Source organism: Burkholderia sp. NFPP32 (assembly GCF_900119325.1).
GTDB lineage: Bacteria > Pseudomonadota > Gammaproteobacteria > Burkholderiales > Burkholderiaceae > Burkholderia > Burkholderia pyrrocinia_C.
This window is the reverse complement of sequence record NZ_FPJP01000048.1, coordinates 1-16,469: the sequence shown is the minus strand read 5'-3', so window position 1 is coordinate 16,469 and position 16,469 is coordinate 1. Positions and strand designations below refer to the sequence as shown.

The 16,469-nt window shown below is 60.9% G+C and carries 10 protein-coding genes and 2 pseudogenes; 8 read left to right on the top strand and 4 right to left on the bottom strand.

From position 1 onward, the window contains the following. The 3 genes from BT264_RS38905 to BT264_RS39470 all read left to right on the top strand — a co-directional run. A partial coding sequence (locus BT264_RS38905; protein WP_143156766.1) for a transposase occupies positions 1 to 174 on the top strand: 174 nt, incomplete at its 5' end. 551 nt (positions 175 to 725) lie between these two features. Next, the gene (locus BT264_RS36420) at positions 726 to 1,868 is read left to right on the top strand and encodes a trypsin-like serine peptidase (protein WP_256260771.1); all 1,143 of its coding nucleotides are present in this window, start codon (positions 726 to 728) and stop codon (positions 1,866 to 1,868) included. Between the two features lie 231 nt (positions 1,869 to 2,099). Beyond that, positions 2,100 to 2,264 carry a hypothetical protein gene (locus tag BT264_RS39470; RefSeq protein ID WP_175964411.1) on the top strand — a complete coding sequence of 55 codons (165 nt, stop codon included), beginning with the start codon at positions 2,100 to 2,102 and terminating at the stop codon, positions 2,262 to 2,264. Positions 2,265 to 3,166: 902 nt separating this feature from the next. Here BT264_RS39470 and gltS read toward each other — a convergent pair. Further along, positions 3,167 to 4,378 (bottom strand): sodium/glutamate symporter, encoded by a 1,212-nt coding sequence (gene gltS, locus BT264_RS36415; RefSeq protein WP_072445452.1) that lies wholly within the window; start codon positions 4,376 to 4,378, stop codon positions 3,167 to 3,169. A gap of 603 nt (positions 4,379 to 4,981) precedes the next feature. Between gltS and BT264_RS36410 the strand changes: the two genes are divergently transcribed. The 4 genes and pseudogenes from BT264_RS36410 (at position 4,982) to BT264_RS40645 (ending at position 10,709) form a co-directional block, all read left to right on the top strand. After that, positions 4,982 to 6,238: a putative Na+/H+ antiporter gene (locus tag BT264_RS36410; RefSeq protein ID WP_072467071.1), complete on the top strand. Its 1,257-nt coding sequence runs from the start codon at positions 4,982 to 4,984 to the stop codon at positions 6,236 to 6,238. A gap of 104 nt (positions 6,239 to 6,342) precedes the next feature. Next, the gene (locus tag BT264_RS36405; RefSeq protein WP_072445408.1) at positions 6,343 to 7,251 is read left to right on the top strand and encodes a mechanosensitive ion channel family protein; all 909 of its coding nucleotides are present in this window, start codon (positions 6,343 to 6,345) and stop codon (positions 7,249 to 7,251) included. 310 nt (positions 7,252 to 7,561) lie between these two features. Continuing rightward, positions 7,562 to 10,002 (top strand): annotated as a pseudogene (locus BT264_RS36395) (autotransporter outer membrane beta-barrel domain-containing protein); the annotation flags it as partial. Positions 10,003 to 10,196: 194 nt separating this feature from the next. Continuing rightward, positions 10,197 to 10,709: a transposase gene (locus BT264_RS40645; RefSeq protein WP_371287148.1), complete on the top strand. Its 513-nt coding sequence runs from the start codon at positions 10,197 to 10,199 to the stop codon at positions 10,707 to 10,709. A 1,434-nt stretch (positions 10,710 to 12,143) separates the two neighbouring features. Here the strand turns inward: BT264_RS40645 and BT264_RS36375 are convergent. From BT264_RS36375 to BT264_RS36365, 3 genes and pseudogenes are all read right to left on the bottom strand, one after another. After that, positions 12,144 to 12,395 (bottom strand): annotated as a pseudogene (locus BT264_RS36375) (transposase); the annotation flags it as partial. Between the two features lie 444 nt (positions 12,396 to 12,839). After that, a complete protein-coding gene (locus BT264_RS36370) occupies positions 12,840 to 14,984 on the bottom strand; it encodes an acyl-CoA reductase (RefSeq protein ID WP_072445404.1) in 2,145 nt (714 codons plus the stop codon). 33 nt (positions 14,985 to 15,017) lie between these two features. After that, complete coding sequence (locus tag BT264_RS36365; protein ID WP_218173372.1) at positions 15,018 to 16,037, bottom strand: LuxE/PaaK family acyltransferase; 1,020 nt, start codon at positions 16,035 to 16,037, stop codon at positions 15,018 to 15,020. Between the two features lie 183 nt (positions 16,038 to 16,220). Here BT264_RS36365 and BT264_RS36360 point away from each other — a divergent pair. Next, positions 16,221 to 16,469 (top strand): transposase (locus tag BT264_RS36360; protein WP_143156756.1); only part of this gene is annotated, 249 nt, incomplete at its 3' end.

The window sequence follows — 16,469 nt, the reverse complement described above, 5'->3', positions numbered from 1 at the left end:
CGAGTCGAGCATCCGTTTCATATCGTCAAGAACCTGTTCCGTCATCGCAAGGTGCGCTACAAGGGACTGCTCAAGAACACGGCGCAACTGTTCAGTCTGTTCGCCTTGGCGAACCTGGTGATCGCGCGAAACCGGTTGCGCTCGGTTCATGGGAGCAGTCCGTCATGTGGGTGAAGGATGCGAGAAATGAGGTGCACATCCGGGTCAAATTCAACCGAGTTGGCGGCGCTTCACTTCCGCATCCGCAAATTCCGCACCAGTGCCATCGACAACCTTGCGGGATGGCCTATTAATCAGTGTTTCCCTAAAGATAGAGGATGGAAACTATAAAGGAATGTTGCATAGGATGGCAATCTCAAATGGAAAGCCGATGGCGCAATTATATCGAAGCGTAATGAAAATTGCGGACTAGAATAAAATCCACTTGCATGCGTGGTGACTGTGCGGAATTGGCAAGCTGCTTCAGTGCAAGTAAATAAAATTTCAGGTTCTCATCAAGATATGGGGAAATCAGGAGGTTTGAAAATATATGCCAAACTCAATCTCGGTATATTTCATGTGGGTCTTAACGAGGCTCCGTCTGATCGCAAGGGGGGATTAGAAAATCGTGCGAAGTAATATCTCAATAGAATAAATTTTCTCCTGCGTTGATCGAAAGCTCTAATTCTGATCAATTGTTACGCATCAAATTCGGCATCGGATTGAAGAAATATCAGGAGGTTGATATGAGCAGGATCGTAAGTCAAACGATGTTCATCGTGTCGATTTTGTTAATTTCGACAAGCTCGTTTGCTCAACAAATCAATGTTCAAGGGAGTATTACGCAAATCGTTATGTCGGCGGATAGTATTCAGGATACCGCAATTGATTTCAAGAATGCGCGCCCCATGCCACTGCCACAGTTGAGTGCCGCGCCTTCTTCCTTGATGGATTCGCTGTTGTACGCTCCCCCACGCTTTCCGGGGAAGCCGGGCTTCGAGCGTGGAGGTTCGGGTGACGGTAAACAGCGGCCCGTGCAACTGGTAGCCGCCCGCGATTTGAATCAATCGGGCGTGGAACCGCAGGAGTTCGGTACGTCGAATCAACCGTTCACGACAAATCGAGTAAACGCCTATGGCGACAATACTCAGTACTATTATCCGTTCTGTCCGGCCGGGAAATTATTCTTCAATATTGGATCCGCAACCTACGTGTGCTCCGCGTCTCTCATCAAGCCGGGAGTGGTCGTTACTGCCGCACACTGCGTAGCAAATTTCGGCCAGCAGCAATTCTATGCGAACTGGGTGTTCGTTCCCGCGTATAGCAATGGAACAGCGCCATATGGTGTGTGGAGTGCGGCATCCGCGACCGTCATGACGTCGTACTACAACGGCACGGATCCGTGTGCCGTCAGGGGCATCGTTTGCCAGGACGATGTAGCCGTACTGGGCCTGGCCCCACAAGCGGGCTCGTACGCGGGAAACCGTTCCGGTTGGTACGGCTACGGTTGGAATGGTTACGGCTTTAATTCATCCGGATTGGCCCTGATCAACCAACTCGGCTACCCGGTCGCGCTTGATGGCGGCGGTCTGATGCAGCGTAACGACTCGCAAGGATTCGTCGCTTCTGGCTCCTCGAACAACACGATTATTGGCTCGTTGATGACCGGTGGTTCGAGCGGGGGACCGTGGCACGTCAATCTTGGCATGGCACCAGCACTCGATGGCACGAACTTCGGCAGTGCATCCGCCCGCAACACGGTGGTCGGCGTCACGAGTTGGGGATATACCGCTACGTCGGTAAAACAGCAAGGAGCGTCTCCGTTTTCGAGCGGAAACATTGTGTCTCTTATAAATGCTGCGTGTACAAGATCGCCAGCGGCTTGTTGAATGCCGTCAGCCGAATGACGCCGCGAGCAAGCCAGTGCTTGTCATGCATTGAACACATGACCGGTTTCAAGTCCGGCCGCGGCGTGTTTGATCGGCCTTCCCCAGAGGGAGCGTACGAATTTGCATGACCCAATAAATGGCGCCGTCGAGCGAGCCACCTGTCGACCGAAGGCATTGCACGCCAAGGTCGGCCGAGAGCGATCTTTTGGAAAGCGCGCACGCCGAGGCGGGATGGCTGAGCGCAAAGCGATGATCGACCGTACGCAGGCCTTGCCGGTGTCGCAGCAGGCAAGGCTGGTCGGTATCGCGAGATCGAGCGCGTATTGCCGGTCGCAGCCAGTGAGAGAGGCGGATCAATCGATGGTGCGCCGGATCGATGAACCGCGCATGGAGTAGTCTTCGTTTGTCTGGGCGCGGATGCTGGCAGGTCCGCTGCGCCGGGATGGGCACGATGTCGGGTGTCGGCATGTGCGCACGCTGATGAAGTACGCGGGCGTCGAGGTGCAGTATTTCAAGCCGAATGCGAGCCACCGCCATGTGCAGCACAAGATCAGGTCGTACCTGCTGTGTGGCATGTAGATCGCGCGAGCCAACCAGGCGTGGGCACTCGCACGATCTACATTCCGATGGCGCGCGTTCGTATACCTGACGGCAGTGGTGGACTGGGCGAGTCGCAAGTTTTTCGCGTACCGGGCAGACGCGACGCTGGAAGCAACGCGGGCTACGGACAGCCCGACATCGTGAAAACGGAGGCTGGCGCGACAACATGTTCGTCGAACGGGGCACACGGTCGAGTCGTTCCGGCTCAGGAACATGCGATCCAATAAGGCCTATTCTTCGATTGGGAGGACGGCGAATCAGTTCCGGGCGCGTGTCGGCCTTGCCTTAACATAGCGTCCGTGACCAACACCGCGATGCAGCACAAGGCTTTCGTGGTGTGCTGGGGCGTAAGTTCGCGAGAATCTTGTTGAGATAGGTATCAACGTGCGCGCGATCGGTTTGCGACGCTGGCCAACACAAGCTGCTTTGCAGTAACTGACAGGAGCTGCAAAGCGATTCGGCGACCTAGGCATCACACTCAAGCAGCAACGCTTTCGGGCATTGATGTCGTCGTGCGAGGCGGTCGAGGTCGGTTCCATGGGACAGTTGACAGCCCCACGATCATGCTAACACCCGTTAGTAATGGTTTATGGCGCGCTGCGCGGACGTGCGCCCCGGTCGAAGCCATCAAGCAAGTCAACTGAGCAGTTGTCAGCGCGACGGCGCCAGAGTCGACGCCCGGGTTCCGTGCCGAAACATCAGTCGTAGATCGGCAGCGCGAGGAACAGCTTGATCACGAGTGCGTTCGCGATGTCGATGAAGAACGCGCTGACCATCGGTACGATCAGGAAGGCCGTGTGCGACGGCCCGAAGCGGGCCGTCACGGCCTGCATGTTCGCGATCGCGGTGGGCGTTGCGCCGAGGCCGAAGCCGCAGTGGCCGGCCGCGAGCACGGCGGCGTCATAGTTCGCGCCCATTATCCGGAACGTCACGAAAATCGCATAAACCACCATCAGCAAGGTCTGCGCGATCAGCAGGATCAGCACCGGCAGCGCGAGCGAGGTCAGCTCCCACAGCCGTAGCGTCATCAGCGCCATCGCGAGGAACAGCGACAGACTTACGTTGCCGAGCAGCGCGACGGAGTGCTCGGACACGCGCCACCCGAACAGTGACAGCCCGTTGCTGAACACCACGCCGACGAACAACACGCAGACGAAGGTCGGCAACTCGAATGCGGTGCCGCGAATCAGCGATTCGATCGTCGTGCCGCCGGACAGCGAGATCGCGAACAGCGCGAGCGTGTTGATGAACGCCGACGGCGTCATCGATTGCAACTCCTTCGGATGCTCGAAGCCACCCGTATCGCCAGCCTCGCCCCGAGGATCGTATGCGGCAGTGGTGCCCGGCGTCTTCAGGTTGCGCGTAAGAAAACGCGCGATCGGCCCGCCGAGCAGGCCGCCGAGCACGAGCCCGAACGTCGCGCACGCGATCGCCGCTTCGGTCGCCGATTGCAGGCCGTGACGCTCGGCGAACACCTTGCTCCAGGCCGCGCCGGTGCCGTGACCGCCCGACAGCGTGACCGAGCCGGCGAGCAGGCCGAGCAGCGGATCGAGGCCGATCGCCTTCGCGAGGCCGATGCCGAGCGCATCCTGGAGAATCAGCAGGCCGAGCACGATGAGCAGGAAGCGCAGCAACATCGGTCCGCCGGACTTGAGGCTCGACAGTTTCGCATTCAGTCCAATCGACGCGAAGAACGCAAGCATCAGCGGCGTCTGCAGCGACGTGTCGAAACGCACTTCGACGCCGCCGAAGCCGCGCAGCGTCGTTAGCGCGAGCGCGATGACGAGGCCGCCCGCGACGGGCTCGGGAATCGTGTACGCGCGCAGCACGCCGATGCGCGACACGAGCACTTGCCCGAGCAAGAGTACGAGCGACGCCGCGACGAGCGTCCCGAAGGTATCGATTTGCATGGGGCAGACTCGGTTTTCATATTGGAGTGCATTATCCACGAACGGCTCCGATTGGGAGTAGCGCCGGGAAACGGTGCGACCAAAAGCATGTGACCGATTGCGGTGCTCTTGCGGGACGTAATGCCGCGCCGTGTGCAGAGGCATGACTGTTCGGTGTGCCTGACGATCGCCGGGGCCGCCCGTTTGGTGTGGTGCGGTGCACAATACACGTCGTTTCGGAAAACGTATTTGCAGGATGTGGTTTTTGGACTACGATTCTTGCGCGGTTTGTCAAGAATTTAAATAAGGCAACGTATGACTGGTGTTCATGGTGCGGCATGCATCGGCGAATCGATGCGCTTGCGCTGGGCACGCGCTTTGCCAGCAGCACGGCAAGACGCCACCGCTTCGATCGACCGGGACGGATCGACGTAATCGGACTAGTCCTATTTGGCAAAAGCGGCGCGCGCTGTACCCTTCGTCTGCCCGATCGGAACATGGGGCCCGCTGTTCACGGTCAAGTGTGCGAACGGGCAGGCCGCCGCACCAGTCCGTTCGCATACCACCGCTGACTTTCCCGGTGCGCTTCGCGCAGTCGCACGCCGGGCCATCCAGGACTCCGCCATGCCTCACACCGTCGAACTTGCCGGCGCGATCATCTTCGGTCTCGCGCTGCTGCACACCTTCCTCGCGAAGCGCTTCGAAGTGCTCGCACATCGCCATTCGCGCCACGCGGGCCTGTTCCATTTCCTCGGCGAGGTCGAGGTCGTGTTCGGCTTCTGGGCGCTCGTGCTGCTGATCGCGATGACGGTGTTGGCAGGCCCGAAGCTCGCGCTCGACTACGCGGAATCGCGCGAATTCACCGAGCCGCTGTTCGTCTTCACGATCATGGTGATCGCGGCGAGCAAGCCGATCCTCGATGCCGTCACCGGAATCGTGCAGCGGATCGCGCGCGTGCTGCCGGTCGATACGAACGTCGCCGTGGTGTGGCTGTCGCTGACGCTGATTCCGCTGCTCGGCTCGTTCATCACCGAACCGGCCGCGATGACGCTCGCCGCGCTGATCCTGCGCGAGCGGCTGTTCTGCGCGCCGATCGCGGAGCGCTGGAAGTACCTGTCGCTCGGCGTGTTGTTCGTCAACGTGTCGATCGGCGGCACGCTGACCGCGTACGCGGCGCCGCCGGTGCTGATGGTGGCGACCGCGTGGGGCTGGGACAGCACGTTCATGGCCACGCAGTTCGGCTGGAAGGCGGCGGTCGCGGTGCTTGTCAACGCGACGGTGCTGATCGCGCTGATGCGCGGCGCGCTGGCCGGCGCGCCGGCAGCGGCGTCGGGCGCGACGGGCGAGCGCGTGCCGGCGGGCGTCACGCTGATCCACGTCGGCTTCCTGGTGGGCGTCGTGCTCGGTGCGCATCATCCGGTCGTGTTCATCGGCCTGCTGCTGTTCTTCCTCGGCTTCACGGCCGCGTACGAGCGCTACCAGTCGCCGCTGATGCTGCGCGAGAGCCTGCTCGTCGCGTTCTTCCTCGGCGGGCTCGTCGTGCTCGGCGGCCTGCAGCAGTGGTGGCTGCAGCCGATCGTCGCGTCGATGGACGCGTACGCGCTCTATGCCGGCGCGCTCGGCTTGACGGCCGTGATGGACAACGCGGCGATCACCTATCTCGGCTCGCTGATCGCCGGCATGCCGGACGCGGCAAAGTACATGCTGGTGGCGGGCGCTGTCGCGGGCGGCGGGTTGACCGTGATCGCCAATGCGCCGAACCCGGCCGGGCTGGCGATCGTGCGCCGCGGCTTCGCGGACGAATCGGTCAGCGTGGCGGGCCTGCTGGCCGCGGCGATCGGGCCGACGGTCGTCGCGACGGCCGCGCTGCTGCTGCTCTGAACCGCGCGCAGGGCGTTCTTTTTGCGGATGCGGCACCTTCGCCGCACGCCGGGAACTTCTCTGCCGTGGTCCGGCCAAGCGGCATTTCGTCGGAGACCCCCGTCATGCAGGAACTCTTGTCACAGGTCCATCCGGAGCGATGGACGATCCTGTGGAATGCACTGTCCACTTTTGCCGTCAGCGTGTGCTCGAGCGTGCTCATCCTCGCGGCCGGGTGGTGGATCTCGAAGCGTGCCGGCCACTGGCTCAATCGCGTGCTGGCCCGCCAGGACCGCGTGGACGAGACGCTGCGGCCGATCCTCTGCGACGTCAGCGTCTGGAGCATTCGGGTCGTCGCGATCGTCGGCGCGCTGTCGCAACTCGGCATCGAGGCGGCGAGCATCGTCGCCGTGCTCGGCGCTGCCGGCCTGGCGATCGGGCTGGCGCTGCAGGGCACGATACAGAACATCGCGGCAGGCATCATGTTGTTGCTCCTGCGGCCGTTCAAGGTGAGCGACTACATCGACGGCGGTGGTGGAACGGTCTCGGGGACGGTCGAGGAAGTTGGCCTGTTCACGACCCGCCTCACGAAGCCGGACGGCATCTGCGAATACGTGCCGAACAGCGCGCTGTGGAGCAATTCCATTCGCAGCTACACGCGCAATCCGACCCGGCGACTCGATCTCGAAGTCGAGGTGTCGCTGCGCGACGATATCAAGCACGCCATCGCCACGCTGCACGAGCTGGCGGCCAGCCACCCCGACGCCTTGAAGGATCCCGAACCGCAGGTGATGGTGATGCGCTTCGACGACAGCACGGCCGTGCTGAACATCCGGGTCTGGACGCGCACCGAGATGTTCTGGGATCTGCGTTGGGATCTGTCGCGGCAGGTGCGCAAGACGCTCGACGACGCGCGGTTCTCGCTGCCGATGCGCACGCGCGAATTGCATCTCGTCGGCGAAGGGCCGCAGCCTGGCGTGCCTGCGCGTCAGCACGATACTGAGACACGCCGCACGAACGTCGACGTGCGTTGACGGCGCCCGGTCGAAATTTCCGGGCATGCGACTTGCACGAGAATAACGGAAACAAAGCAACGGGCTGTACGCGACCGGCGCCAACACGATCGAGCTGCGCAACAACGGCACGGTCACGATCGCCCAGGGCGCGCGCGTGATTTCCGCCGGCACGCAGGGCCACGCGGAAGCGATCAACCCGGAACGCAGCGGCAACACGATCGTCAACAACGGGCTGATCCAGGGCGTGAATTCGGCCGCCATCTGGTTTCAGAATCGGTCGGGCCTGAATACCGTCATCAACAACGAGACCGGCGTCACCCAGGCGCCGAACAATGTGATCGGCAGCTCCGGGAACGGCGCGGTCGACTTCACCAATCGCGGCAAGGTGATCGGCAATCTGGTGTTCGCGGGCGGCGACGATTCGCTGCATCTCTATACCGGTTCCGTCATTACGGCAACTTCGACGGCGGCGGCAACAACATCATCACGCTCAACGGTACTGGCACGGCATCGTTACCCGGCAGCATCAAGAATTTCCAGTCGCTGTACAAAACCGACAGTGGCACCTGGACGCTGACCGGGTCCGTCATCGGCGTGACGATTGCCGAAGTGCAGCAGGGCACGCTCGCGCTCGACGGGAATAATTCCCAATACACCGGCAAGGTGATCATGGATGGGCCGGGCACGCCGCAGGCGCGCGCGCAGAGCCTGCCGCCGACCATCACCAACAACGGTCTGGTGGCGGTTCACGCAGGACATCGACGGCAACTACGCGGGGCTCATCACGGGCACGGGCAGCGTCGAGAAAACCGGCGCGGGCACGCTGTCGGTCGCGGCCGACAGCGCGCTCGGTGCATCGTCAGGAAGCCTGACGTTCAACGGCGGCACGCTGCAACTCGGCAGCGCGTTCAATCTTGCGTCGGGCCGCGCGGTGTCGATCACGTCGAACAACGGCACGATCGATACACAGGGCTTCAATTCGACGTTGACGCAGGGCATCGCCGGTGCGGGTTCGCTGACGAAGCTCGGCAGCGGCACGCTGACGCTGAACGGAGCGAGCAGTTATGCGGGCGGCACGACCGTGAACGCCGGTACTGTGATCGTCGGCGACGGTACGAGCGCGTCGGCGGCGCTGGGCGGCGGCGGGCCGGTGACGGTTGCATCGGGCGCGACGCTCGGCGGCTACGGCAGCGTGACGGGCAACGTGACCAGCAGCGGCACGATCTCGGTCGCGAATGCGCTGGCAAGCCTCGCGAGCGGCGCGACCGGCAATTTCCGGATCAACGGCAACCTGACGAACACGGGGCTCGTGCAACTGGGCGGCAGCGGCGTGGGCAACACGCTGACGGTGGCGGGCAACTACGTCGGCCAGAACGCGACGATCGCATTGAACACGATGCTCGCCGGCGATGGCGCGCCGTCGGACAAGCTGATCGTCAGCGGCGGCACGGCGAGCGGCGCGAGCACGCTGAAGGTGACGAACGTCGGCGGCGCGGGCGCACAGACGACCGGCGACGGCATTCAGGTCGTGCAGGCGACGAACGGCGCGACGTCGAGCGCGGGTGCGTTCACGTTGTCGGGCGGCACGGTGAGCGCCGGTGCGTATTCGTACTTCCTCGCGAAAGGCGGCGCGGCGGCCGGCACCGGCGACAGCTGGTACCTGCGCAACACGGTGCCGCCGAAGCCGCAGCCGCGGGTCGTCGAACCTGGGCAGCCGACACCGCCGCCCGTGACGCCGGTTACGCCGGCCGAAGGCACGCCCGAATCGATCGTCGAAGCCGTCGCCGATGCAGGCACCGGCGGCAGCCCTGAGCCGATCTACCGCCCCGAAGTGCCGCTGTACGCGGAAGCGCCGGCCGTCGCGCGCCAGCTCGGGCTGCTGCAGATCGACACGTTCCATGACCGGCAGGGCGAACAGGGGCTGCTGAGCGAGAGCGGCCCGATGCCGGCGTCGTGGGTGCGCGTGTGGGGCGGCAACAGCAACATCAAGCAGAAGGGCGATGCGACGCCGTCGTTCGACGGCACGCTGTGGGGGATGCAGGTCGGCCAGGATCTGTATGCGGACAACAGCCCGAGCGGTCACCGCAATCACTACGGCTTCTTCCTCGGCTTCTCGCGCGCGGTCGGCGACGCGAACGGCTTCGCGCTCGCGCAGCCCGATCTCGGCGTCGGCACGCTGCAGGTCAATTCGTACAACCTCGGCGGCTACTGGACGCATGTCGGCCCGGGCGGCTGGTACACGGACGCCGTCGCGATGGGCAGTGCGCTGACCGTGCGCATGCACTCGAACGACAACGTGAACGGCTCGACGGACGGCAACGCGTTCACGGGTTCGGTGGAGGCCGGCTTCCCGGTCGCGCTCGGCTACGGGCTGACGCTGGAGCCGCAGGCGCAACTCGTGTGGCAGTACCTGTCGCTCGGCAAGTTCAATGACGGGGTGTCGGACGTGACGTGGAACAACGACAACACGTTCCTAGGCCGGATCGGCGTGCGGCAGCAATGGGTGTTCGATGCGAACGGCGTGAACTGGAAGCCGTACCTACGCGTGAACGTGCTGCGTTCGTTCGGCGCGGCGACAAGACGACCTTCGGCGGCACGACGACGATCGGCACGCTGGTGGGGCAGACGGCCGGGCAGGTCGGTGCGGGGCTTGTCGCGCAACTGACGAAGCGCGGCAGCGTGTATGCGACGGTCAGCTACCTGACGAACCTCGGCGGCGAGCACCAGCGCACGATCACGGGGAATGCCGGCGTGCGGTGGACATGGTGACGGTCGATTGTATTCGATGCTCGGCTCAATGTTACTGATCTGTTACCTGCCGAGCGGTGGCTGGCCGACCGCGTTCCACCACGCTATTTGATTACCTTCTCGCTGGCGGGTATAGGGTGTGATACGCCAGCGTATCCGGCGCTGTTCGTTATCTTCTGCTGCTGGGGCGTGACACGTTCTGGGTGTCGGTGATCATGCGCGTGAAGACCATTGCGAAGCCGACCGAGCAGGGCTGTTTCTTCGGTCTGCTCGACGGCGACCACGGACTCGTCGAGGCACTGCTCGCCACGGCATCGCTAGTGCTGTTCGCATGGATCGTCGACGGGCGCGGCGTGCTGTACGGTGATGCATTCATGCACGTCCTATACATGTTTTCGGCCGTTTGCGTCGTGCTTGGCTTCAGACTGTGTTCCGCTTGCCGCTGCGTGCCCCCGCAAGGCTTCACGCAAAGCCAGCGTGACCTGGTCTTCGCCGCCTCGCCGGTACCGAACTACACGACGCTGTGCCGGCGTGCGCAAGCGCTCGGGGTCCAACTGCCAATCACCCGCTACGGCGATCCGATCTATCTGGTGGTCGACAGCACGGGCGCGAAAGTCTGCGGCGAAGGCGAATGGAAGGTGCGCCAGAATGGCTATTCGAAGCGTCGCACGTGGCACAAGGTGCACTTGGGCTCGACGCGAGCACCGGTCAGGTACCTGCGGCGCTGATGACACATCAGGACGTTGCCGGCGGCGACGTTCTGGCCGAACTGCTCGATCAGATTCGGACGACGAGCAGCTCGATGTTACTGACGACGACGGGGCCTACGATACCGAGCCGTGCCACGCTGCGATTGCCGCGCGCGGCGCAGTACGTATTGCCTGACGCCGTAACCATGGGGGCCACATCGCTCTCACACTCGATTTATGCAACGCCACCACCGTTCGGGGAAGATGGGGGCAGCCAGAACTTGACCGTGAATCGTGGGTGTCTCCGCCCCATTCGGCTCAGTGAGTCGTGCGCGCGCCCCCTTAACGAACCGAATCGCTCTATCGGAATTGTTCCCAAGGCCCTACGGTAGAAGCGCGTGCACGCAGCATCCCATATTGGGCACCCGTGTAACCGAGCTCTGCGGAGACGAACAATCCGTTAGCCTGCGATTGAATCGCCGTGCAGTTGAAGCCACATGATACGAGGATGAACTTCTCCCAAGGGCCTACGACGGAAGCCCGCGCACGCAGCATCGCATACTGGTTACCCGTGTAACCGAGCTCCGCAGAGACGAACAGTCCGTCGGCCTCCGATTGAATTGTCCAATATCCTGCGTCAGGAAAGTTGCAGACCCTGTATTGCTCCCACGGGCCCTCCACGGTCGCTCGGGCGCGCAACATGGCATATTCATTCCCGGCGTATCCTAGCTCGGTCGAGACAAGGTCGTGGTTGGCGAGCGATGTGATGGTTACATTTTGCGTGCATGTGGGGCCAGCCGCGCTCCGCGCTGCGGGGGCGGCGATCATGCTGGACAAATTCCGATTTCCGGGTTCGGCGCCTGCGTCTGCAGACGCGAGCGCCGGGGCCAATGCGGCTCCAAGAGCCAACATCGTTACCAACGTGCCGAGACCGAATTTCTGTTTTGCAAACATTGCATGGCCTCCAAGTAAAATATATAACATCGAATGCCAAGAAAACGTGCAATTTTGAAACAATTGCTCTATGCACTTCTCGTCGAGGCTTGCTTGTTTGTTCGCTGGAAAGGATATTTGCTATTCACGAACCGAGGCTCTCGCCTCTTATGAGCATGATAGATTGGAGTTGGCATAAATCCAGGAATTTCCATAACACATCGCATATCGAAATTTATTGATTGACAATTTCGAATATGTGCCGGATGATATTGTATGCGGGGCATTAGTGGAATTGGCGTTAATGGATTGAATAATTTAGATTTTTAGAAATTCGTGGGAATTTAGTTGATGTCGCTGTGCTGTCGGCAGCAGTTATGCTGGCGTAACCGAGTTGTTCGGCATCAGTCGATGATATGAATTTATCGACACGCTTGATCGCCTGACCGCAGGCGAAAGCGAGCATAGATGGTGGGGTTGCATGAATCGAGTGTGAGAGCGAAGTGCCCCCCCATGGTTATGGCGTCAGGCAATACATACTGCGCCGCGCGCGGCAATGGCAGCGTGGCACGGCTTGGTGTCGTAGGCCCCGTCACCGCCAATAACATCGAGCTGCTCATCGTCCGGAATCTTGTCGAGCAGTTCGGCCAGAACGTCGTCGTTGGCAACATCCTGATGCGTCAGCGCCGCAGGTACCTGACCGGTGCTCGCGTCGGGCCCGAGGTGCACCTTGCGCCACATGCGTCGCTTCGAATAACCATGCTGGCACACTTTCCATTCGCCTTCACCGTAATCCGAATTGTTAACGGCGGTGTCGCCGCGGCCGTTGCACGTAAACATCACCGCCCCTGGATTTATGCAAAAAAATCAGAAACCGGCGGTATCATAATGTGTCAATTCGATATTATTTGATAGTTTTGCCATTCGCTCTAAACTAATCACTGACCATTCTTTCGGAGAGGAGTGGTCGCTTCCTTTCCCGTCCGGTCACGGCCTCGTCCGCCTGGGACCGGTTTTTTTTATCTGCCGCTTATGCATACAGCGCCGCTACGTCGGCTCGCTGATCAAGGGGGGCTTATGAGGCGCGGCGCCCAAAGGGTCGACTTCATCATGTAATGCTATGCGGCCTGGTCGTGCAGTCTATCTCCGGACGTGCTTGACCGAATCTTCCAATCGCAATGCGCGCGTGGTCGCATAGTTCCGCTGGATTGCGTCGGCGAGTCTTCCGGCGTGGGATTAGTCGGCGGTGGTCTTGAGCAATACATCGCGCCGTCCGATCACTTCGAAGCGGGGACTCGGCAGGCCACACGGGCAGTTCCCTGCGCACCATCGTCCGAGTTCACCGAGGTCATAGCGCATGATCCGTTGTGCCTCCCGAGCTCGCGATGTAAAAACCAGTCGACCTATGTCGGAGCCGTGTACCGGGTGATCGACCGATTCATCCAGGATTTCCAACCACTGGGTGTCGGCCAGGAGATGAAATATGTCGCGCGGGCAGTACGTGCAGGCGTGACCGAGCGGACCAGTTTCTAATGAGCCATAAAGTGCGGAGCGTATTTTCGAAATACCGCACGAGCGCCAGAATGAAAACTGGTCGGAGGAGATCGGCTCGCCTACGAGCAGGAGTTTGTGAACGCCACCGTAGGCGCGCAAGTGACTGGAGGCGTGTTGAAACAAGCGGAGAACTGTATTGGGTGTCCCGATAATCGTATTGATGCCCTGTGTGTGAATCAGGTCGACAATGGACCGATAGTCATCGATATTTGGCTCGACGATGGGAATCTGGGTCACGTTCATGCGTTCCAGGATAGAAATCATGTCGGATGGGGCTCCCCACATGTCGTCGCCGGCGATGATGTGCATGACGTGATCCTGCGCGGGATCCAGGCCAGCCGCGAGCATGCCGTCGGCTGCCGCGCATATCTGGCGATCGCGATCTCGGTAGCTGAAGCCGATGAGTGCGGGAGATCCGGTGCTGTAGCTGCTCTGGACATACATCTGGGTGTCCGGACCGGGCGGGTGGGCATGCAAGTCGGTCCTGTCCATCAAGGGGCGTATGCGTAGACGCGCAGGCGCGGGGGGCATGTCATCAAGCGTAGCATGCGTATCGAGCGTACCGACGGGGGGCTTGACGGAAACACGGCGCGCGTAGCAAGTGAGCGAATAGACACCGTCGTGCGGCTCGCCAGGATAGTGTTCGTGGATGAGTGCCGCAGCTGTAAGGCGAGTCACGCCGGTCTTCAGCAGTGTGTGTGTGAGTTCGCGAAACTCCGTCGATGGAGCGACCAGTGCGCAGCTTTGCAAGCGAGTCCGCCACGGCGCAAGTCGGGCGGTCAACTCGTCCCGGGGCATCGGGCGTAGTTGAACGGTCCGAAATTGCGGCGACGGGGCGAGCTCAGGCCGGTGAAGCCAGAGAATTTTCCAGCTACTGCCTGTCCATACCTGTCCCGGAAGATGGCCAAAGCTTTGCTCGAGCCGGGTCAGTTCGATTTCGGTCGTGATTTCGGCCGCCTCGCGTTCGTTGATCGAGATGGCCGGCCATCGGGATGCGCGACGCTCAAGCGCAGCGGCGAGTGCTTGCCCTGCTGCGCGCAGTTCTTCGGGATTATCGCTGTCGATCAGCACGGTCTGCAGGGCGTTGCTGGGCCGTAGATCATGTTGGCCTATCCCGTCGGCGATGGCATCCCAATCGGACGGGCACGCAGCAGCGGGAACAACGTAAGCGAAGCTGAGCCGGCGCTTCGAGGAAATCCATCGGCAGCCTGGGGAAAGGTGTCGGCGGGCTGCCGTCAGGGCAGTGTCCGATCCCCAGGCAGCGACTCCATCTGCATGCCGAATCAACTCGCCGAGATGGTGGTGCGCAACGGGCAGAACAGCCACGTGATGAAGCAGACGATCCTCGTGGTCATGGGCAAGCAGGGCGGCAAGCAGTCGTGCTGACAGATCATCGTCCTGGGGGCACGGGCATAGCCAAGTGATGTTGCCCATCAACAGACTTTCGATGACCGAAAAAAATGGCAGGAGCGGGGTGTTATCGGACATGATATGAACGACCAGACCCAGTGGGTACCAACCTTCGAAACAGGCAAGCCGATAGTCGCGGCGACGCAGTACATGTTGGCTGGTACCGAGTTCATGCGTGAGCCTGGTTTTCAGTGTCTCACGCTTGCAAAAGGACTGTACGGCTTGGCGCTGGATCGCCGTCAGCGGCAGGTCGTCCGTACCCTCGCTCAACTCGTGCGCAAGCCGTGCGAGTCGATCGATGAGATAGTCGGTGCCGGGTGGGCTTGCGAGGGTAACGCTCAAGCGTTCCTGAAGCGCTTCAAGCACGGGCGAAAGATTGTTGGTCAGCGTGAGTTGGCCGTGAGCAAGTGTCAGCATGTCAGGTTTGCGCCAGATATTTCGGGAAAGTAGTCAAAACAGCGGCGTACGTCGGGGCGCACGTTCATGTAATTCAAACCAATCCGTTTCCAGTTCGCATGAACAGGCATGACCTGGATAAAGCGTGGCCGGGTTGCTCATCATGATGCTGTGCGCGGGACTCGACGTGATGAAGGGTGAGACGGCCTGTAACAGGCCACGCTCACCGTACGACAAGCGCTTGAGCGTGCCGGGATCGCGAATGTAGACACGCGAGTAGACCGGAACATGAAAATGATGATGCTCACATTCGACGTAGGGGATTGGGTGCTCCAGCGTGCCATAACAATTTCGGCATCGATCGGCGGCAACTCCAAGCTGTTCGCCGACACGTTGGTAGAGTGTCAGCTTCGGTACCTCGAACGTGGTATGGGTTTTCCAGTCGCCCCCGAGAAATACAAGCGAATCGGCATGAAGACTAAGGGGGGGGCAGCCCGATGCACGCATGTGTTCGAGCAGCAGCCATAGCAGCGCTGGATACCCCATGATCCGAACTGGATGACCGTCACGTGCGAATTCCTGCAGTGCGCGAACCACCCCGAACACATCGAACACATATCCTTCACCATGACGACGCAATGCATAGACGATCTGATGTGCGGGAGCGAAACTGCACAGGAATTGCCCGATATACGCCGCTCCCAGGGGCACGTGGTCGTTAGGCTCGTAATTCAGGACTATATAGTTACACGGTCTGCGAGGGGTCGACCACCCATAATGTGAAAAGATATGGCTGATCATCGATTGCGCGGCGAAGATGCTGCGTGCGTCATAGGGCATGCGGCTCGTCTGTTCAGTCATATCGGACGAAACCAATTCGAGTGCGTCATGCGCCGTGTGGCTCGAGATGAATTTCTGTTTGAAATACCGTGTGACGATCGGTGGAAGCTGGGACCAATCGCTGAGCGCGCGAGCACGTTCGAACGTAAGGTCGTTCGCAGCCAGCCATCGAGCATAGCCGGGAGTGTGCGCGTAATGAAAGGCAACCAATTCGCGCATTGCTCTGTCAAACAAGCTCGATGTCCGTCGGGCAATGCGATAGGGTAATTTGATCGCACAGAATGCGGTGACAGCAGGAAGCATGGTTGTTGAAATAATTAACGCTGTTAGGGAAACGCTGATTAATCAGGTTCGGCGGTCATCGCTGACGTCGCCGAGGACGTTGTAGAAGGAAGCTCACGGAACGGACTCATAGTGATGAAGCGGCAGATCAGCTTTGCAGAAGCGGAAAGTGCAGGCAAGAAGCGAGTGACCAAACGTCAGCGCTTCCTGGCGGAGATGGAGAAGGTCGTACCGTGGCCGCGCTTGCTGTCGGCGATCGAGCCGTACTACCCGAAGGGCAAGCGGGGCCGTCCGCCGATTGGCCTGGAGCGGATGCTCCGAATCTACTTTCTGCAGCAGTGGTACGGCCTGTCGGACGAAGGTCTGGAAGACGCGCTGTACGAC